Genomic DNA, 19,208 nt, shown 5'->3' with positions numbered 1-19,208 from the left:
TGTCGGGAATGACGATTTCGCGCGCTTGGCTTGCGCAGTATTGCACTTCACCGTCCTTTATCGCCACACCGCCCTTTATCGTAAGGCACGGGTGCGAAAGTTCCGTGATGTTGCAGCCCTTGAACGCACTATCGCCGATTGCCATAACGCTTTCGGGAATGACCACGGAGGCAAGCGACTCGCAGCCTCTGAACGCCGCCTTGCCGATTTCCGTAACGCTGTCGGGAATGACCACGGACGCAAGCGCCTTGCAGTAGCTGAACGCCTCGTAGCCGATTTCCGTAACGCCTGCGGGGATTACCACGCTGGTGATTATTCTGTTCCTGGTTCCCTCGACCTTCTTCATATCGTCTGAATACTCGATTCCGTCAATGATTTTTGACATATTTTCTCCTTGCGCTTTCCGCGCTTTGACAACGCCGCCTGTGGTGGTCGCCTTTACCGCTGCTAAACGCTAGTAACGCTCATTACTAGCCTCTCGTAACGAGCGTTACTAGAACCTCGTAACGCTCGTTGCTAAAACCTCGCAGCGCCCGCTGCTGAAATCCTACTGCTTCACCGCCTTTAATTCGTAGGCATAGCGCAGTTCGCGGACGCTCTTCAAAGTCGTCGCGCTCCCCGTGTACTTCGTGCGCACGATGAGCGTAACGCTTCCCTCCGCCAAGTCTGCGGGAACGCGGGCGATGAGTTGCGCGGGCTTGTTCACGGTGAGTTTGCGGCTCACGCGGTGTTCCGTACCCGTGCTGTCCGCGAAGAACACGCCCTGCGCCTCGTCCGCCTCGTCCTGAATCTTGATTTTCTCGCCCTCGATGATAACGTCATCTCCTATCGGAATCGTGCCGTCCTTTTCGCCCGTAACCGAGTTCGCCACCGCGCCGATTTTCGCGCCGCCCGCCTCTTTCGTGCCCGTAACCTTGACCGCCACGTTCGAGAGTTCCGAGCGCAGAGCCGCCCCCGCCGTTATGTCGATGACGCATTTGTGAATGTTCGGGTCGAACTGCGCGTTGATGTCCTCGAACACGCCGTTCACGCGCGGACTCATCTGCTCCACGTCGTTCGAGTAGTTGTAGCCCGCGAGCGCGTAGCCCAGCACCTTTTTGTTGCGGAGAGAGAGGATATTGAGAATCGTCTCTCGCTTGATTTCGCTTCCCTCCGCCACGATTTCGTCGGCGATGTCCTCGTCCCGCTTTGTCCCCGCAGGAACGACGTCGGCGAGCTGGTCGCGGTCGTTGTCGGGTGTGAATGCGTTGGGGCGGAGCGTTATGCTCCAAGTGTACTTCTTAGCCATAAAAAGCCTCCTTTTTTATATGAAAAAAGCCCCCGCAAGCCTGTGCGGGCAAAACATGCCGCAAGCCGGCAAGGGCGTTTTTTTGAGAAAGTGGATTTGTGTTGATGTGAAAAAATGCGCTTAAGTAGCCTTCGCGCCCGAGCATAGTTCGCCCTGAGCCAGTAGCATTATGGGAGCGGTGTTTGCTCCCGACACTTCGTTGCATATGGTAAGTATAGGTACATAATTGCGGTTTGAGTATAAATTTTAAGCGAGTTGTGTGAAAATCGCCTACGCATGGCAGAAAAGGGCATCTGCCATACTCGGGGCAGGGGCTATGCCATTGCATTGGCGACAAACCAACCCGCAATCCGACCCGACCGGCAGGGAACTGCGCGAATTCTTAAGAAAACGCGGTTTCTGCTCGTGGCGGAAAAAATCAGGCAAAGACGGCTCAGCTCCCCTTTATAATCGGGACGGAGCCGAGGTCAAGGACGAGGCTGTATGTATTCGAGAGGGTCGCCTCGTCGAACGCAACCCCAACGGCAAAAAACTGGACGTAATACGTATCGTCGGCAGACGATGAGGAACTGTAGTAGAAATCGGAATCTCCCTCGGCGGGCTTCACATCGGAATCGGAATCATCGCCGTTGTCGTCAAAAAAATCGAACGACTTTGTGCTCCCGTTCCTGAACGGGACAAGCGGAACCCCGTCGCCGGAAGACAAAACCTGACCGTCAATTATGACGCACGCCCTGAACTGCTCCATATTGTCGCCGGCGTAGTTCTCGTTCCCGGAATACGTCTTCGCGCGGAAAACGACGGAGCGGTTCTTTCCGTCATCAGGTATGAAAGGGGACTCGGGCGAGCCGGAGGAGAGTCCGAGCGGCTGGTACGAGTACGTCTCTATCATTTTCGTCGTGGACGCGGTTCCGTTGCTCGTAGTGTTCACGCTGAGAATCGAGGAGCGCTGCGACTCCAATGCGGACGAGCTGTTGTAAATCTTGTAGTAGATATCGGTTCCGCTGAATCCCTTCGTATCGGAATTCCCGCGCTCCTCAGTGACGAACGAGCAGTACCATTTCGAGAAATCGACGCCGGAGTAATTCGGATCATTGTTTGTTTTTGTCGGTTCCGCGACTGAAATGACCTCGTCAAGACCGCATGAGAAAAAAAATACGCCGCAGACGAAGGAGAATACCGCAAAAAGGCGTTTCCCCGCCGACTGCGGCGCACCGTTCTTAAAGGACATAAACAATAGTTATCTCAGCGAGATGAGCCTGGATTTCGCGAGGTTTGCCCATGACGATGACGGATGGGCATCGCAAAGACGCTGGTACGCTTTCGCGGCATTGTCGGCGTCTCCTTTCGCCTCGTAAATGCGGCCAAGGCTGAAGAGCGAATGGTCGCCGAAAACGAATTCATCAAAATCCGCGGCCTTCTCGAATCCGGAAACGGCGCCATCCAAATCGCCGAGCCGTTCGCTGCAGACGGCGGCATTATACAGCGCGAGCGGAACCGCATACGAAGACTTGCCGGAAGACGCGACGGAAAGGAAAACAGAGCGGGCCTTGCCGAGGCTGTCGTTGTCGCCCCTCATCATATAAACGTCGGCGAGCAGCATAGACGCGCGGAGACCGACTATCCCCGACTTGGAAGAAAGCGGAACGAGCTTCGACTCCGCATCATCAAGCCTCTTCTGAACGCCGTCAGCATCGAGCGAGGCGGCATCCTTCGTAAGGAAAAATTCGATATCCTCTACCCGCTCGATACCCTTCTCTATGCTCTTTCCGCGGACGACAATTCCGACAAGGAGCCCGAGCAGCACGACGACGGCGGCGCCAAGTATTGCAACCAAAGCGACGCGATAGCGCACGATAAGATTCTCGACCGAAACATCAATCGTTTCTTTCTCAATATCCTCAGACATAAAAAACTCCATTTTAACAAATCATTTTTTTCATAATCAGCGTATGTCAAGCTCCGAAATCAACCGGGAGACATACGTCCGTTGCAGACCAAGAATCTTGCAGGCCTTGGTCTGATTGCCGCCGACCTCCTGAAGGATTTTCTTCAAATAGAACTTCTTGAAGTTCGTCACGGCAGTTTTCAGCGTCCTGTCGGCATCGTCGCCCGAAATCCCCATTTCCTCGGGGCACGGACTCGTTTTCTCGGCAGGAACGCTTTTTATCGCCAAATCCTCGACCCTTATGTAGGGAGGACCCCCGAGAACGCACGCCCTCTCGATTATGTTCTCAAGCTCGCGGACGTTGCCGGGCCAATCGTAAGAGAGCAGGCACCTCAGCGAATCCGCATCGAAATCCCTGAAATTCTTCTTCGTCTCAAGGCTGAAACGCTTCAGGAAGAACCTCGCAAGAGGCTCGATGTCGGCGCGGCGGTTGCGCAGGGACGGAATGCATATCGGAACGACGTTCAGTCGATAATACAAATCCTTCCTGAACGAGCCTTCCTCGACAAGCCGCTCCAAATCCCGGTTCGTCGCGACAATGATGCGGACATCGACGGAAACAGTCTCGCTGGAACCGACGCGCTCGAATTTCTGCTCCTGCAGAACGCGCAGGAGCTTCGCCTGAAGATTGAGCGGAATCTCGCCAATCTCGTCGAGGAACAACGTCCCGCCGTCCGCCTTCTCGAAGCGCCCCATGACATCCGAAACGGCATCGGTGAAAGCCCCCTTCACATGCCCGAACAGCTCGCTCTCGAGAAGCTGCGGGGACAACGCCGCGCAGTTCACGCGCACGAACGCACCGTTCCGGCGGGAACTGTTGAGATGAATCTGCTCCGCAAAAAGCTCCTTCCCGACGCCACTTTCCCCCGTAAGAAGGATTGTCGCATCAGATTTCGCGACGTTCCTCACAATATCAAGGACTTTCGAAATCTCGGGGCTTTTCGCGACGAACGGATGGTATTCCCGCCCGTTCTCGACAGTCGAGGACAACACAGAGATGCTGTCCTGCGCCGCCCTGAATTCATCGGCGTTGGAATAAGCTATACCGGCCTGATTTGAAAGAAGCTCCAGAAATTCAAGATCATCCTCATTGAACGGCTGCAGGCCGTTCTTGTTGAGAAGCTCTATCACCCCGACGCAGTTGCCCTTTATCCGCAACGGAATCGCGAGTATGTTTTTTGTAACATAGCCCGTCGCATCCTGCACGGAACGGAAAAAGCGGGGATCGGCAAGAACATCGTTCACAATCAGCGACTGATTGTTCTCCACGACCCAGCCTGCGATGCTGTTTCTGTTGACCAGTATATTCTTCGCCTCAGCCCCCTTCGGCCCCAAAGCAACGACGAAACGAAGCGAGGAGCTGTCCCTATCCAAAAGGAGCAGGGACGAAGACTCACAATGAACAAGACGCATTGCCGATTCCAAAATAAAAACCAACAATGCGTCTACATCGGAATAGCTAGAATTGATAAGGCTGTTTATCTCTACGAGAATACGCAGCCTTTCGATTACCTTGCTAGATTCGACTTGCATCAAATTCTAACTGTCAGAATGTCAATTTTTGTTCTGCTGCGACTTCATCAAATCGCCGAACGTATAAGCGTCATCATCATCGGAAACGGATGCCATGTACTGGGACATCTCCTTCCTCTCCTGCGCTTTCTTGAATTCCTTGATTGAGAAAGCGACGCGCTCGCGCTCGACGTTGATATCTACGACAGATACGGAAACCTTGTCGCCGACCTTGTATTTGGAAACGACTTCCTCGTACGGAATCGAGCGGTCATCCGTCAAATTAGCCTTGTTGACCAAGCCTTCGATTCCATCGGGAGACTTCACGAAGATGCCGAACTCGGCGATTTTCGTAATCTCACCCTCGAATGACGAGCCGACGCTGTAGTTCTGGGCGAACTGCTTCCACGGATTGTCAACGGTCTGCTTCATGCCGACGGTGATGCGCTTCTCCTCTGAGTCGACATCAAGGACAACCACCTCGACCTCATCGCCGACTTTGAGAACGCTTCCAGCATGCTTGATTTTCTTCGTCCATGAAATGTCTTCCGCATGAAGGAATCCGTCGATTCCCTCCTCAAGCTGGATGAACGCACCGTTGGACGTAATTTTGACGACGCTTCCGGTGAGTTTTGTTCCGACCGGATACTTATCCGCGATCGAATCCCACGGATTGTCGGTGACCTGCTTGAGACCAAGCGACACACGACCAGCCTGAATGTCGTATCCGAGAACCATGCACTTGATTTTGTCGCCAATCTTGACGACATCGGACGGCTTGCTGACGCGCTTCGTCCAGCTGAACTCGGAGACGTGCGCCAATCCCTCGATGCCTTCTTCAAGCTCGATGAACGCGCCGAAATCGGTAAGTTTGGTGACGACACCGTCAACGATATCGTTCATATGGTATTTTTCTGCGAAGTGAATCCACGGATCCTCCGTGAAGTGCTTCAAAGAAAGGTTTATCCTCTTTTCCTCGGGGACAAGCCTGATTACCTTAAGCTCAATCTCCTGCCCCTTCTTGACGAATTCCTTCGGGCTTGTCGCATGCCCCCAGCTCATGTCGTTGACATGGAGAAGCCCGTCGAAGCCGCCGAGGTCGATGAACGCGCCGAAATTGGTGAAACTCTTGACTGTTCCCTTCACGACGTCACCAATCTGAGTCTCCGCGAAGAACTTCTCGCGGTTCTCGTCCACGAGCTCCTCAAGGTACTTTCTTCTGTTGACGACAACATTTGCCTTGCTGTCGGTGTAGATGCGCTCGACATAGAATTTCGCGTTGAGACCGATAAGCTTTGACGGATCCTCGACGCGCTGTATATCAGACTGGCTGACGGGAAGGAACGCATGGATGTCGCCGCCGAGATTGACATCGAAACCGCCCTTGACTTCCTTCTCGATGACGCCGTCGACAGCCTGTTTTTCCTCAAACGCCTGGCGGAGAACCTTCCAGAGCTGCTTCGCATCAGCCTTGCTCTTTGAAACTTCAGGACCGTTGCGACCGTCAAGACGAACGACCACAACGGGAACGATGTCACCGACTGACGGCAAACCGCCGATGAATTCTCTGACAGGAACCTTGCCCTCCGATTTGTAGCCGATGTCCACAAAGACATACTCATCCGTCACCTGAATGACCTTGCCGTCCACAAGCTGACCATTCTCAACGGAGCCAAGACCTTCAAGAGATTTTTCCATCAACTGTGTCTGAATGCTCTTTCCGGACTGAGAGTCATTCATTTCCACTTCCTTCTGTTCCATAACAAACCCTTTAAAAACGAATTTTGCTCAGTATTATTTCACAAACAGATTCTATAGTCAATGATGAAGTATCGACATAGACGGCATCGGGCGCGATGCGGAGCGCCCCCTCGGCCTTGTTCCTGTCTATCTCGTCGCGCTTCCGTATCGCCTCGCGCACCTCGTCGAGCGTCATCTTGCTGACGCCCTGCGAGAACCTGCGCTGCGCCTGAACGTCTATCGACGCATCGAGATAAAATTTGTAGTCCGCATTCGGAAAAACGACGGTCGTCATATCGCGCCCCTCGCAGATTATGTCGAGGTTTTCCGTCAGCCCGCGCATAATCTCGTTCACGAGATGGCGAATCTCGACTATCGAGGAAACTTGGGCGACGCGCGCGCTCACCTCATCGTCATGAAGGTGCGACTCCACGTCGACGCCGTTGAGAATCAGATGAGAATCAACATAATCGAGCTTCTGCTTCCTGCAGAACTCGACGACGGCGGCGCTGTCGGACGTATCGATGCCGCTTTCGTTCAGCGCAAGCGTGAGCGCCCTGTAGAAGCTGCCGCTGTTCAGATACGTGATGCCCAGCTTCTTCGAGACAATACCCGCAATCGTGGACTTTCCGGTTCCCGCAGGACCGTCAATCGCTATAACCATAAAATCCCCCTTATTCGCTCCTGCCCTTGCACATGCCGAGCAGCTGCCTGACCTCGAAATCGGAAAGCGTCCTGAATTCCCCCGGCTTAAGCTCGCCGAGCCCGACGATTCCAATCCTGACACGCGTCAGCCTGCGAATCGTCACGCCCGAATCCTCAAACACTTTCCTTATCTCCCTGTTCTTTCCCTCGACAAGGACGACCCGCATCCGGTGCGAATTCATCTCCGAAGCATCCTTCGCCCTGTAGAAAACGCCGTCGACGCGCACGCCCTTCTTGAAATTCTCCGCAAGCCTTCTCGGAAGCGGCTCCGCGGAATCGACGACATACTCCTTCTCGATTTCGGCGCTCGGATGGGAAAGCCTCACCGCAAAATCGCCGTCATTCGTGAAAATCAGCGCGCCCTCGGAGAACATGTCCAGCCTGCCGACGTTGTAAAGCCGCTCGGGGAACGAATCCTTTATCAAATCGAGCGCGGAACTTCTGCCCGCCTCATCGGACGACGTGCACACGAATCCCGCCGGCTTATTCAGGAGGACATACACCTTCCGTGTCTCAAGCTCTACCTTCTTCATATCGACGCACACAGTGTCGCCAAGGGAAACCTTCGTGCCTGTCTCGGTGACGACGGCGCCGTTGACGGAAACGCGTCCGTCCGAAATCAACTTCTCGCTCGCGCGGCGGCTTGCGACACCGCATCTCGCAAGGTAAACCTGTAGTCGAATCAAATCATCAGCGGGCAAGTTTGAACCTCTCTTCCTCAGAATCATCAAGTTTCGGAAGCTCCGATATCGAATTCAAGCGGAAAAACCGCAGGAATTCACCGGTGGTCCCGAAAAGCGTCGGCCTTCCCGGCGCATCTTTTTTCCCGACCTCCCGCACGAGCTGCCGCTCCACGAGAAGCCGTATCATGTTGTCGGGCGGAGCCCCGCGTATCGCCTCAATCTCAGCCCTCGTTATCGGCTGCTTGTAAGCGATTATCGTGAGCGTCTCAAGGGCAGAGCGTGAAAGCTTCCCGTCATTCTTCTTCCCGTAGCGCTCCTTGACCTTCTCCCAATGCTCGCGCTTCGGCGTCAGAACGTATCCGTTCGCTATGAACGAAAGCTCAAGCCCGGAAGCCGGCGAGCCGTACCGCTCCCTCAAAACGCCAAGCGCATCCTCAACGTCATCGGCGGACAGCCCCGACGCGCGCGACAAAGACTCAATCGGCTGGGGGCTGCTCTCAAGAAAAAGGAGCATCTCGACGAACGCCGCGTTCTCCTCAATCAATCCATCCTGCAACGGCATATCTTTATGTCTCCAAACATCCTGCGCTGGAAAATCCTCGCAGTCTTAAATTTCACGGCCTCAAGGACAGCCATAAAGGCGCAGACGAAATCGATTTTGCTCCCGTCACGAACCAGCTCGGAGAAAAGGCACTCACCCTTCCGCTCGAACATCTCCTCCATCAGCGTGAGCTTCTCCCCGACCGACACCTCTTCGTACATGTCGAGGACCCGAGTGTTCGATATGCTGGAGACGAGGGCACGATATATCCGCCCCATCTGCATGAGCATCCCCTCCGCATCGACCTCCTGCCATCCGTCATCGGCAGGCTCCTCCGGGAGAAACCTTTTTATCCGCTTCCGCTCGAAATTCCACTCGTTCTCGTCCTCCTTCTCCTCCATCAGGGAAGAAAGCTTCTTGAACCGCTGGTACTCGATAAGCATCTCGACGAGATCCCCGCGCGGGTCCTCGAACTCGAACGGATCGCCCTCATCGGGCTCCGCCGGAATCATCATCCGGCTCTTAAGATGGACGAGACGGGCGGCCATCCTGTAAAAATCGGAAAGGTCGCCTATATCGACGGAAGACGCCTCGTCAAGGTACTCAAGGAACTGCTCGGTGACGACAGCGATAGGTATATCGTACAAATCTATCCTATTGTCCTTTATCAAAGCCAAAAGTAGGTCAAGCGGTCCCTCAAACTGACCTACGGCATACCTGCGTTTTTCCATAACAACGGGACACATCATACCCGAGCACGCAAGTTTTGAAAATCACGGGAATCCATGAATTTCTCGACTCCGCACGCCCCTATTCTCCCGAGAAACGTCGAATACTCTTCGATAAGCGCGTCCTGCCCTCCGAACGCGGAAAGCGCCTCGCACGCGGGAACGAGGACGAAAGCCCGCTCGTGCACGCGCGGATGAGGAACCGTCAAATCGGGTTCGGAAATTTTCATGCCGCCGAAATACTCAATGTCGATATCAAGCGAGCGTGGACCGTTCCGTATCTCGGCGGCACGGTTTCTTCCGAGCAGCGCCTCGATGCGGTGTATTTCCCCGAGAAAACGCAAGGGTTCCCAACGTTCCCGAAGAACCCCGCACATGGCCATATTGAAGAAATCATCCTGGGCCTCGACATACATCGGTTTTGTCCTATAGATGGACGAGCAGCAGAACCGGGAAAAAGACGGGGACAGCTCGCGTACAGCCTCGCCGAGAAGCCCCACACAATCAAGCCCGTCATTTTTCCTGTTCGAGCCGAGCCCGAGGACGACGAATTCGCCTGCCATAATCAGAATGCGGCGTCATCGGGACTTGCGACGACGGCATCGGAACCGGACAGCGGCGCGGAGATGTCAATTCCGTCACCGGAAGGAGCGTTTTCAGGCTCCTTGCCCGCATTCTCCGCCGCCTCCGCGGCAGCCGCGGCAGCCTTCTCCTTTGCCTTGACGCGCTCGACCTGCTCAGGATAGACGGGCTCGCCCTCCTTGTCCCGCAGAATCTGCCCCGGGAAAATCTCGTCGCGGAGCTGGAGCTCAAGCTCGTGGGCATACTCGGGATTGTTCGTCAGGTACGATATGGCGTTCTCCTTTCCCTGACCGATTTTCTCGTCGCCGCGCGTATACCAGGCGCCGCGCTTGTCGATAAGGCCGTGCTTCACCGCCGAATCGAGGAGAGAGGCAATAGCGGACACGCCCTTTCCGTAATAGATGTCAAGCTCGACCTTCCTGAACGGGGGCGCGACCTTGTTCTTCACAATCTTCACGCGGACCTGGTTTCCGACGGCGTCCTCCTCGCCCTTCCCGTCAATCGAGCCGATTCTGCGAATCTCGAGCCTGAGCGACGAATAGAATTTGAGGGCGTTTCCGCCGGTCGTCGTCTCGGGGTTACCGAACATGACGCCAATCTTCATGCGAATCTGGTTTATGAAGATGATTATGCACTTGCTTTTCCCGACAATCGCCGTCAGTTTCCTGAGCGCTTGGCTCATGAGCCTTGCCTGGACGCCCATCACGGCATCGCCCATCTCGCCGTCAAGCTCCTTCTGCGGGGTGAGGGCGGCGACGGAATCGACCACGATTATGTCGACCGCGCCGGAGCGGACGAGCGTCTCGGTAATCTCGAGCGCCTCCTCGCCCGAACTCGGCTGCGCGAACTGGAGGTGCTGGATGTCAACACCGAGATTCTTCGCATAATTCGGGTCGAACGCATGCTCGGCATCGACGAAAGCCGCGATTCCGCCCAGTTTCTGCGCCTCAGCTACCGCATGGAGCGCGAGCGTCGTCTTTCCGGAACTTTCCGGACCGTACATCTCTATTATCCTGCCGCGCGGGTATCCGCCGACGCCGAGCGCCTCGTCGAGGAGGATTGAGCCTGACGGGACGACATCGACGGACGTCGAAGCCTGATCGCCGAGCGTCATGAGCGCGCCGGAACCGAACTGCTTCTCAATCTGGAGGCGCACCGTCTCGAGCGCCTTGAGTTTCTCCGCCATCTTGTCCACGGGAGCTTCCGCGGAAGCATTCTTCTTTTCTGCCATGATTTTCTCCGTAATGTTCATTTTGTTCTGGAGCCTGTCCCGGCTTCCGATATATAAGTTTCGTGCGCGTCACCGTTTTTGACAAAAAAAATCTGCCCGCGCGCGTATTTTTTTTGCGCCGTCCATGCCCGAATCCTATTTCTGGTTGAGCGACTGCACCTTCGACTGGTTCCTCATCATCGGGATGTATTCCTTCTCGCGGAGGAGGACGTAGACTCCGCCGTCATCGGAAACGCCCGACTCGATTTTCGCGAGAATCTGCACCATTCTGTCGCCCTGCACGGGCTTTGCCGGAACCTTCGTGAATTCGATGTCGAACCGCCCCTCGGGATGCTCGAACGAATCGTCGTACACATAGAACTCGTACCTGAACGTGCCGTCGCCGACCTCCTCGTTGTAGAGGCGCCCGCTCCACACAATCCAGCAGCCGTTATACAGAAGCGGGTCGGCCATCACATCCGAGCACGAGAACCGCTCTCCCTCAAGGAGCGTGTTGAACGTCGGCTCGTGCTCCCTGTCCGCCTCAATCGCGGCAATGATATCGCGCGCGCGCGACTTCACAAGGTCGGACGCGTTCGAATTGAGAATCTTGTTCGCCTCGAGCCGGGCGGTGTTCGCCCTGTGCACGGAATCGTCCCCGCCGACCGGAGCCGTCGCGCACTTGTACGCGTTCCGGTAGATTTTCTCGAGCTCCGCATCCGTGTAATGATAGGAGAACGACGCGTCCGGGAATTCGGACGTGCCGATGTTCTTCAAGTCGTCGGTCGAAAGATAGAAATCCTGCGCCTCAAGCCCGTTCCCCGAACGCCAGAACCGTATGTCGCGGGGGCGGCTCATGAAAAGGAAAACAGCCGCCGCCACGGCCGCCACGGCGAGAAGCATGAGCGCGAAGGTGAAGATGTCGGGGTTGATGCCGATGGAAGGATAAAAATCCTTCAGTTTGTTGTTGTCGATGAGGCGGAATATATCCTCCGCGGTCCCCTTCTCCTTTATGAACGCCATCCCCTTCTTTGCGATTCTGTTCTTGGGTTCCTGCTCGAGGACGTCAAGGTAATACTGGACGGCGCGGTTCGTGTCCCCGTGCCGCAGGAACAGGACTGCCTGCCCCAGAAGGAGCGTCGGATTCGTGGAGCTGAACTGGCGCGCGCGCTGGAAATAAAGATTCGCGCTGCCGAAGTCGTCAAGATAAAGGCACGCCAAGCCGCCGGTAAGATAATAGACGAAACTGTCCCTGTATAAATCGGCGGCAGGCTCAAGCGCCAGCAGGCACTCGGCGAACCGCCTCCTGCTCAGGTAATAAAGCCCTTTCTCCAGAGGTGTCTTCTTCACTTTTCAGTACCAATCCCGTTCCTTTCATTTAGAATTGAGCTTGTCCAATATGGCGTCAAGCTCAGCGTTCAGACGCTTTATCTCATCCTTGTCGACCGCCTTCTCCTTCCCGGACTGGAGCGCGTTTATCCTGTCGACCAGCCCCTGTATATAAACGGGGTCAAGCTGATAATCCTTCACCTGCGTGACTATAAAATCGACGCTCGGGCGGGTCTTCTCCTGGATTTCAGCAGGAGGCTCCTCGGCCTTCGGCTCGGGCTGTTGCGCGCCCTCGGAGACGCCCTTATCCTCCGGGACGGGAGTTTCCGCCGCGGGGGGCTCCTCAACTGCAGCCGAATCGTCCTCCTGCATGGCTTCCCCCTCGACGGACGATTTCGCCTCCCCCGAGTCGGACATCGAGACGACGACGGACACTGTCTTCATGACGCCCGGCTCGAGCACGAACGGCCCCCAGAAGAACGCGAGCGCGGAATTGCTCAGCGAATTCACGCCGGAAAAGCTTCTTCCGTCCTCGGCACGGGGAACGGCGGAGCGCTTCCCGAGAATCCGCCTCAGAACGTCCCTGTTCGCGACAATCGTATAGTTCGGAATCAGCCTGTTGAACCCGAAAGCGACGCTTGTCCGAGCATCGGAGGAGCGTATGCCGCCCGCACGCTTCATCGCCGCGGCATCGAACTGCATCTCGGAGAACAGGTGCCTCCCCGTCCCCGTCGCGAAATGCGCGTCGGAATTCTCGCCGAGAACCGTATCGAACATCGTCCGCATCATGATTTTCCGGGCTTTCCCGTCCGTATTAATGACCGAGAAGCGGATTTCGAGCGTGCGGCCGGAATCGAGCGGCGCGAGCTCGACAGACGAGACGAACCGCCTCCCGTCGGTGAAATCAATCTTGCATAGTTCCGAGCCAGAAGCCGAAATCGTCTTCTTCACGGAAGGAGAGCCCATCCTGTACTCGCGCCCGTCAACGACGACGGAGAACACCGCGGACTCCGAGTCGCCGAGCGTCGAAAGGACGCTCCTCTCGCCGCCGGAGACAGGAGACAGGAACAGCCCCAACGAGCCTTTTTTTCCGTCCAGGACGGCATGTATGTCGCCGGCGTAAAGGTCTGCCTTCTCGGGCGCCTTATACTCCTCGGCAACGTCATCCCCGCAGAAAACGGGCGCCGAAAACGACAGCGACGCAAGCGCAACAACAAGCAATCTAAGTCTCAAAACGTTCTCCTTTCCGACTGGGCCGCAAAAAAACGCGCCTCACGGACAAGACAAAATAGGCTCCTGCACGGGAAATTTCCGCGCAGCTTCAAAAACCGGACGGAGGAAATCACCGGGACGCCCCGTCCGCCCGCTCGCTCATTATCTGCTGGATTCTCCACGCCTTTCTGCGGAGCATCTCAATCTCAGCCTCGTAATCGAACAGCTCGCCGGCGGAAGGGAACGCGGAGGCGGACGGCTCGCGGGGAACATCCTCCGCGGACGGCGCGGGCGTTTCCGGAAGCGGCTCCGGCACCCGGTCGCGCGCATCCTTCATCATTTTCTGAAGCCCGGCGCGGTCCTCCATCCTGTATATTCTGAGCTGTCTCTCGTAATCCTCCCGCGCGGAAAGGTTCTCCTCCCCCGTCACGCGGAGAAGATACAGAAGCTTCTCCTCGCGCGAGCGGCGGCTTATGAGGTCGAGCTTGTACTTCGCGGCGGGGACATTTCTGTTCGACGCGAAATCGGAGACGACCCGCGTGTAAAGTCCCCGCGCGGACTCGAAATCGTACTCGTCGAAGAACGCCTCGGCAATCCAGAACAGCGCGTCCGGATAAAGCTCATGCCCGGGATTGAGCTGGCAGAAATCGCAGAGCGCGAGAACGGCAGAGTCGTTGCGCCCCAAAAGATGGAGGAGCTTCCCGTTCTGGAAAAGGACGAGCGGCCGGTACCGGCTTTCAGGGAACGAGCCGAGAAAAGCCGCGCAATCAGCCTGCGCCCCCTCGTAGTCGCCCGCGTGGAAGCTGCTTTTTATGAGGATATACACCACATCGTCGCCAGCATCCTCGAAAGACGCGTCCGAAAGGTATTTCCGTATGAAGAATTCGGCAGACGCCCAATCCTCGTCGCGATACGCCTCCATCCCGCGGGCGATGTCCCTCGGGGACGCGAGAAGCGGGGCGGCGAGGAAAGGGAGCAGAGCCGCAAAAATCCTTTTCAATAATCCCACTTGAACTCGCCGCTGAAAAACGCGGAGCCGGAAACGACGACATCGGCACCGGCATCGACCACGGACGAAACCGTGCTGTTGTTTATGCCGCCGTCGACGGACACCAAGTATTTGTAGCCGTTCTTCTTCCGAAGCTCGTCGAGGAGCCTGATTTTCTCGACGCACGAGGGAATCAGCTTCTGGCCGCCGAAGCCGGGGTTCACCGTCATCACGAGGACGAGGTCCACGTCGGCGAGCACCTCGGAAAGCGCGGACACGGGCGTCGACGGGACAATCGAAATGCCGGCCTTCTTCCCCCTGTCGTGAATCATCTGGATGAGGCGGTTCGAATGAACCGTCGACTCCAGGTGGAACGTGATGAAGTCCGCGCCCGCATCGATGAACGAATCGACCATCAGCTCGGGCTTCTCCACCATGAGATGAACGTCGAGGGCCGCGCCGGTAATCGCGCGCACCGACTTCAGCACGGGCTGGCCGTACGAAATCTGCGGGACGAAATGGCCGTCCATCACATCAAAATGGATGAACTTGCAGCGGGATTCTTCTATTTTCTGGACAGCCGAACGCAAATCCGCAAAATCCGCGGAAAGAAGCGACGGCGACAAGCACACACTTTTCACCATGCGTTCGATGATACCAAATCAAAATTAAGTTGTAAACATTCGCGCACGCGCGAAAAAACGCGCCGTCCAGGCTAATATTATGGAAGAAACACCCGCGAGCGAAACGCGCAGCCGCCGATTTCGATTTTTTTTCACAAAAAAACGCGCGTTTCTATATTGACATAACCTAAAAAACAATTTATAAACTTTGCCCCCTCTTTTGCCATTTCGCACATTGACTAAAACGCACGTTTCAGATAATAATTCAGATAATCATGGAAAACCAATCAGGAGAGGAACTGCTCAAGGCATACGACGCGCTGAAAAACGGCGACGTCGACAGGGCAAAACAGCTTCTCGAGGACGCGATGGAGCCCGATTTTGAGAACAAGGAAATAAAGTTCGCATATTGGTGCTGCGCGTTCTGGGGCGATTTCATCTCGAACATAAAGAATCTCAGGAACAGCGAGGAGGAGCCGAGCCCGGACGAGCTCAGGGAAGGCGGATTGTCCCTGCTGAAAATGTGGGATTCGTACAGGACGGCGCTCGAGCGCGAGGACCGCGAGCGGACAAGCGTGCAGCGGGCGGTCTACGCGACGCAGACATGCGTGTTCAAGCTGGCGCTCGGATGCTTCGAGGATTATCTCAAGAACGGGGAGCCGACAGGGGACGACCTCTGCGACGCGCACAGGCGGATAGGACTGTGCCGGAAAAAGCTCGGCGAATACGAGGACGCGCTCAACCACCTGATGAAGGCGAACGAGATTACGTCGTCGAACCCGCTCATACTCGCGGAAATGGCCGACTGCTATGCCCTCTGCGGCGACGAGAAGAAGGCGAAGGTTCTCTTCAGGGAGGCGTTCTTCATCGACGCGCAGAAAATCGAGACGGTGTTCCTCGAGTCGGAGCTCATACGGTGCCTTATAAAGCGCGTCAAGGAGAAAGGATACACGGGGAACGCCCTCCTCGAATGGATTCCCGTCTACGGCGTCCTTTTCGGCGTGTTCAACGTCAAGAGGGAGCTGAAGCAGAGCGAGGTCGGCAGGCTCAAGCAGGACATATACGCGAAGGAGAACGAGCTGAAGAACCCCTCGAACGGCAAGCAGACAATAGTCCCGAAGCTGATAAACATGTACTTCTGGCTGATAGACCATTATTCAAGAAGCAACGACAGCCTCGCCAACGACGAGATAAAGAACTGTCTTCTGCAGATACGCGTTCACGACGAGGATGTGTACAGGATGTACACGAACTGACGCGGGCGCAAAAAACGAAAACGAACAAACTGAAAACAAAATCTATATTTTAGGAGACGACAAATGTCCGAAGAATTCAAAGAATCAGTGCTCAAAAAGCTTCAGGAAGAGCAGTGGACGAGAACCACAATCACAAACTACACGAATCTCGAGGAGCTCGAGAAGATTGTCCAGGAGGCGAAGGAACAAGGCTGCACGGATGAAATCAAGGCGATTTGCGACGAGCACCTCTCCCATTCCAAGGACAGCATCATCGCGCTCTACGTCTCGGGAATTCTCGGCGTCAAGAAGTCGTCTTTGGACAACACCGTACTCCAGACGCTCGTGGGAATCTTCCTCAACAACCACAAGGAGGCGCTTGTCGAGTCTCTCTGCAAGACAATCCTCGAAGAGGACGACACGAACGCGTTCGCGCTCCGCACGCTCATATCGTGCTACCGCGAGAACAAGGACGCGGACAACAAAATCTGGGAGACATACGAGAAGCTCGTGAAGGTCGACTCCGAGGAAGCGGAAGCGGCGAAAATTCTCGCCGACCACTACAAGGAGCTGAAGAACGACGAGCTCGCGAAGGAATTCTACAAGAAGGCGCTCCTCCGCTACGTCTACATAAAGAACTACATCGCGGTCAAGGACGTATGGGAAATCCTCGTCAAGCTCATCCCCGAGGACATCGATTTCTTCTACCTCGTCCAGCGCAAAATCGCCAAGACAATCAGCGCGGACAAAAGCGCGACGCTGATGAAGGACGTCTACAACTACTACAAGGACAAGGCGAAGTGGGATACCGCAATCGAAATCCTCAAGCTCATCCTCTCAATCGACCCGAAGGACAACTGGTCGAGGAAGGAGATTACGACTTGCTATGAGAGCAAGTACAAGGGGCACAGCCACGTCGAGGAGTACATCAGGGACGCGGGCTTCAGCTACAGGAACGTGTTCGACGCAATAAGCGACTTCGAGAAGCACATCGCGTTCGACGAGGGGCATTTCGTGTTCCACAACACCTGGCACGTCGGGCTCATCCGCAAAGTCGAGAACGACATGCTCGTCATCAACTTCGGAAAGAAGAACGGAATCCACAAGATGTCGCTCAAGATGGCGGTCGACGCGCTCATCCCGCTGTCGAACGAGCACATCTGGGTCATCAAGGCGACGACGAAGAGCAAGGACGGCGGATTCAGCACGAAGGCCGAGATGGTCGACAAAATCAAGAAGGACAAGGCGTGGACGCTCAAGACTATAATCAGGAGCTTCAACAACAGCTGCGACATCAAGAAGATAAAGGCGGAGCTCGTCCCGTCAATCCTCACCGCATCCGAGTGGACGGCATGGAACAGCGCGGCGAAGAAAGTCCTCGAGTCCGACTCGACATTCGGCGTGAACCCGAACAACTCGAACGAGTGGACCGTGCGCGACCGCGAAATCACTCCGGAGGAGAAGCTCTCCAACGAGTTCAAGGCGCAGAAGCAGTTCTTCCCGAGGGTCGACATCCTCATGAAGTTCTGCAACAACGACCTCGACAAGACGTCGGAGCTTTTCGTCGACATGCGCGACTACTTCACGGGATACCTCAAGTCATACATCAACATGGGGGACACGAAGGACATCAGCGAGCAGCTCATGGCGTCATACCTCATAACGAGGCGCGTCTACCCGCAGTTCATCGAGCAGAACGCCGACAGCGTGAATTTCGAGAAGCTCTACAGGCAGATTGAGGACCCTCGCAAGATGTACACGTCGCTCAAGGACACGAAGAACACGTCGCTAAAGGCGGACTTCCTCAAGAATGTGGGCGAGCTCAGCGACTGGGTCCAGCAGTACATCAGAATTTTCCCGGCCGTCCTCAGCAAGGACATGCTCACGATTCTCGTCAACAAGGGACACAAGGACGAGGTGCAGAAACTCGCCCAGACCGCGTTCGACGACTTCAAGGGATACCGCGACCTCATCTACTTCTTCTTCGACGAATGCCGCACGGACGAATGGTTCACGGAAATAAACATTCCGCTCCAGAAGCAGCTCATCGCGCTCGTGAACATCATCTCGCAGGCTTACAAGGCAATCGACAACCACGTCGACTCGACCGAGAACAAGAAGATAATCGCGAACATCTGCAAGCTCATCTTCAACACCGGAAAGAAGAAGGACGACGACGGCTCGTCAATCTACGCGCAGTACATGCTCGGAAGCGACAAAGAGACGATGACGCACATGTACACAATCGTGGACGACATCGCGGAGCTTGACGACCTCATCAAGGCGCAGCTCAGAAGCCGCATCCTCGAAAAGTACCCCGACTTCAAGTTCCACAAGGCGGAAGAGAAGACGACGACGCCGAAGGGAATGCTCGTCACGAAGCGCAAGCTCGACGAGAAGCGCGCGCTCGAGGAGCGCATGAACTCGGTGGACCTGCCGAAGATTGCGAAGGAAGTCGCGGAAGCGAAGGAAAAGGGAGACTTGAAGGAGAACGCGGAGTACATCGCGGCGAAGGAAGCCCAGCACAAGCTCGGGCTCGACCTCAAGCGCCTTCAGGAGGAGCTTGCGCGCGCGGTCATATTCGACCCGACGACGGCGACGGCATCAATCGTCTCTTTCGGAACGGACATCGTCCTCGAAAACAAGGACACCGGCGCGGAGGAGAAGTACACGATTCTCGGGCCGTGGGAGTCGGAGCCGGAGAACGGAATCATTTCCTACATGTCTCCGTTCGGCATGAACCTCATGGAGCACAAGCTCGGCGAGACGCTCTCGTTCACGATAAACGAGCACAAATACCAGTATGTCATCAAGAACATCGCGATAAACACAGCGCTCACGAAGTTCTAATGGCTGCCTAGCATTTTCTGACGGACCGGGATTC

At 55.6% G+C, this 19,208-nt stretch carries 18 protein-coding genes; 2 read left to right on the top strand and 16 right to left on the bottom strand.

The genetic code is table 11. From position 1 onward, the window contains the following. The 16 genes from TRESADRAFT_RS02645 to rpe all read right to left on the bottom strand — a co-directional run. The coding region (locus TRESADRAFT_RS02645; RefSeq protein WP_002702580.1) for a leucine-rich repeat domain-containing protein at positions 1-385 on the bottom strand (385 nt) is incomplete at its 3' end. A gap of 162 nt (positions 386-547) precedes the next feature. Then, entirely contained in the window at positions 548-1,288 is a 741-nt protein-coding gene (locus TRESADRAFT_RS02640) for a DNA-binding domain-containing protein (RefSeq protein WP_002702578.1), read from the bottom strand. Positions 1,289-1,721: 433 nt separating this feature from the next. Next, entirely contained in the window at positions 1,722-2,519 is a 798-nt protein-coding gene (locus TRESADRAFT_RS02635; protein WP_002702576.1) for a hypothetical protein, read from the bottom strand. Positions 2,520-2,528: 9 nt separating this feature from the next. Next, the gene (locus tag TRESADRAFT_RS14880; RefSeq protein WP_002702574.1) at positions 2,529-3,197 is read right to left on the bottom strand and encodes a tetratricopeptide repeat protein; all 669 of its coding nucleotides are present in this window, start codon (positions 3,195-3,197) and stop codon (positions 2,529-2,531) included. Between the two features lie 36 nt (positions 3,198-3,233). Then, positions 3,234-4,769, bottom strand: coding sequence for a sigma-54-dependent Fis family transcriptional regulator (locus TRESADRAFT_RS02625; RefSeq protein ID WP_002702572.1), 1,536 nt, complete (start codon positions 4,767-4,769; stop codon positions 3,234-3,236). 21 nt (positions 4,770-4,790) lie between these two features. Continuing rightward, a complete protein-coding gene (gene rpsA, locus TRESADRAFT_RS02620) occupies positions 4,791-6,488 on the bottom strand; it encodes a 30S ribosomal protein S1 (protein ID WP_002702570.1) in 1,698 nt (565 codons plus the stop codon). A gap of 31 nt (positions 6,489-6,519) precedes the next feature. Further along, complete coding sequence (gene cmk / locus TRESADRAFT_RS16380; protein ID WP_002702568.1) at positions 6,520-7,152, bottom strand: (d)CMP kinase; 633 nt, start codon at positions 7,150-7,152, stop codon at positions 6,520-6,522. A gap of 10 nt (positions 7,153-7,162) precedes the next feature. Continuing rightward, positions 7,163-7,921, bottom strand: a complete 759-nt coding sequence (locus TRESADRAFT_RS02610; RefSeq protein WP_002702566.1) for a pseudouridine synthase — start codon at positions 7,919-7,921, stop codon at positions 7,163-7,165. After that, positions 7,884-8,438 carry an SMC-Scp complex subunit ScpB gene (scpB, locus tag TRESADRAFT_RS02605; protein ID WP_002702564.1) on the bottom strand — a complete coding sequence of 185 codons (555 nt, stop codon included), beginning with the start codon at positions 8,436-8,438 and terminating at the stop codon, positions 7,884-7,886. Before scpB ends, TRESADRAFT_RS02610 begins: the two co-directional genes overlap by 38 nt. Then, positions 8,417-9,148 (bottom strand): segregation and condensation protein A, encoded by a 732-nt coding sequence (locus TRESADRAFT_RS02600; RefSeq protein WP_245534322.1) that lies wholly within the window; start codon positions 9,146-9,148, stop codon positions 8,417-8,419. The genes scpB and TRESADRAFT_RS02600 overlap by 22 nt, the downstream gene beginning before the upstream one ends. A 14-nt stretch (positions 9,149-9,162) precedes the next feature. After that, positions 9,163-9,708, bottom strand: a complete 546-nt coding sequence (folK, locus tag TRESADRAFT_RS02595; protein ID WP_002702560.1) for a 2-amino-4-hydroxy-6-hydroxymethyldihydropteridine diphosphokinase — start codon at positions 9,706-9,708, stop codon at positions 9,163-9,165. A 2-nt stretch (positions 9,709-9,710) separates the two neighbouring features. Then, complete coding sequence (gene recA / locus TRESADRAFT_RS02590; protein WP_002702558.1) at positions 9,711-10,958, bottom strand: recombinase RecA; 1,248 nt, start codon at positions 10,956-10,958, stop codon at positions 9,711-9,713. A gap of 135 nt (positions 10,959-11,093) precedes the next feature. Then, on the bottom strand, positions 11,094-12,287 hold the full coding sequence (locus tag TRESADRAFT_RS02585) for a tetratricopeptide repeat protein (protein WP_002702556.1): 1,194 nt from the start codon (positions 12,285-12,287) through the stop codon (positions 11,094-11,096). A 24-nt stretch (positions 12,288-12,311) separates the two neighbouring features. Further along, complete coding sequence (locus TRESADRAFT_RS02580; RefSeq protein ID WP_002702554.1) at positions 12,312-13,499, bottom strand: hypothetical protein; 1,188 nt, start codon at positions 13,497-13,499, stop codon at positions 12,312-12,314. Between the two features lie 109 nt (positions 13,500-13,608). Continuing rightward, entirely contained in the window at positions 13,609-14,487 is an 879-nt protein-coding gene (locus TRESADRAFT_RS02575) for a tetratricopeptide repeat protein (protein WP_141607073.1), read from the bottom strand. Beyond that, the gene (gene rpe, locus TRESADRAFT_RS02570) at positions 14,475-15,110 is read right to left on the bottom strand and encodes a ribulose-phosphate 3-epimerase (RefSeq protein ID WP_002702550.1); all 636 of its coding nucleotides are present in this window, start codon (positions 15,108-15,110) and stop codon (positions 14,475-14,477) included. The genes TRESADRAFT_RS02575 and rpe overlap by 13 nt, the downstream gene beginning before the upstream one ends. Positions 15,111-15,364: 254 nt before the next feature. Here rpe and TRESADRAFT_RS02565 point away from each other — a divergent pair, with 254 nt between their 5' ends. Next, complete coding sequence (locus tag TRESADRAFT_RS02565) at positions 15,365-16,345, top strand: tetratricopeptide repeat protein (RefSeq protein ID WP_002702549.1); 981 nt, start codon at positions 15,365-15,367, stop codon at positions 16,343-16,345. A gap of 63 nt (positions 16,346-16,408) precedes the next feature. Next, positions 16,409-19,174, top strand: coding sequence for a transcription elongation factor GreA (gene greA / locus TRESADRAFT_RS02560; RefSeq protein WP_002702547.1), 2,766 nt, complete (start codon positions 16,409-16,411; stop codon positions 19,172-19,174). The last annotated feature ends 34 nt before the right edge of the window (positions 19,175-19,208 follow it).

The organism is Treponema saccharophilum DSM 2985, from assembly GCF_000255555.1.
Lineage (GTDB): Bacteria > Spirochaetota > Spirochaetia > Treponematales > Treponemataceae > Treponema_D > Treponema_D saccharophilum.
The sequence above is the reverse complement of the archived record's forward strand: the minus strand, read 5'-3'. Positions and strand labels throughout refer to the sequence as shown.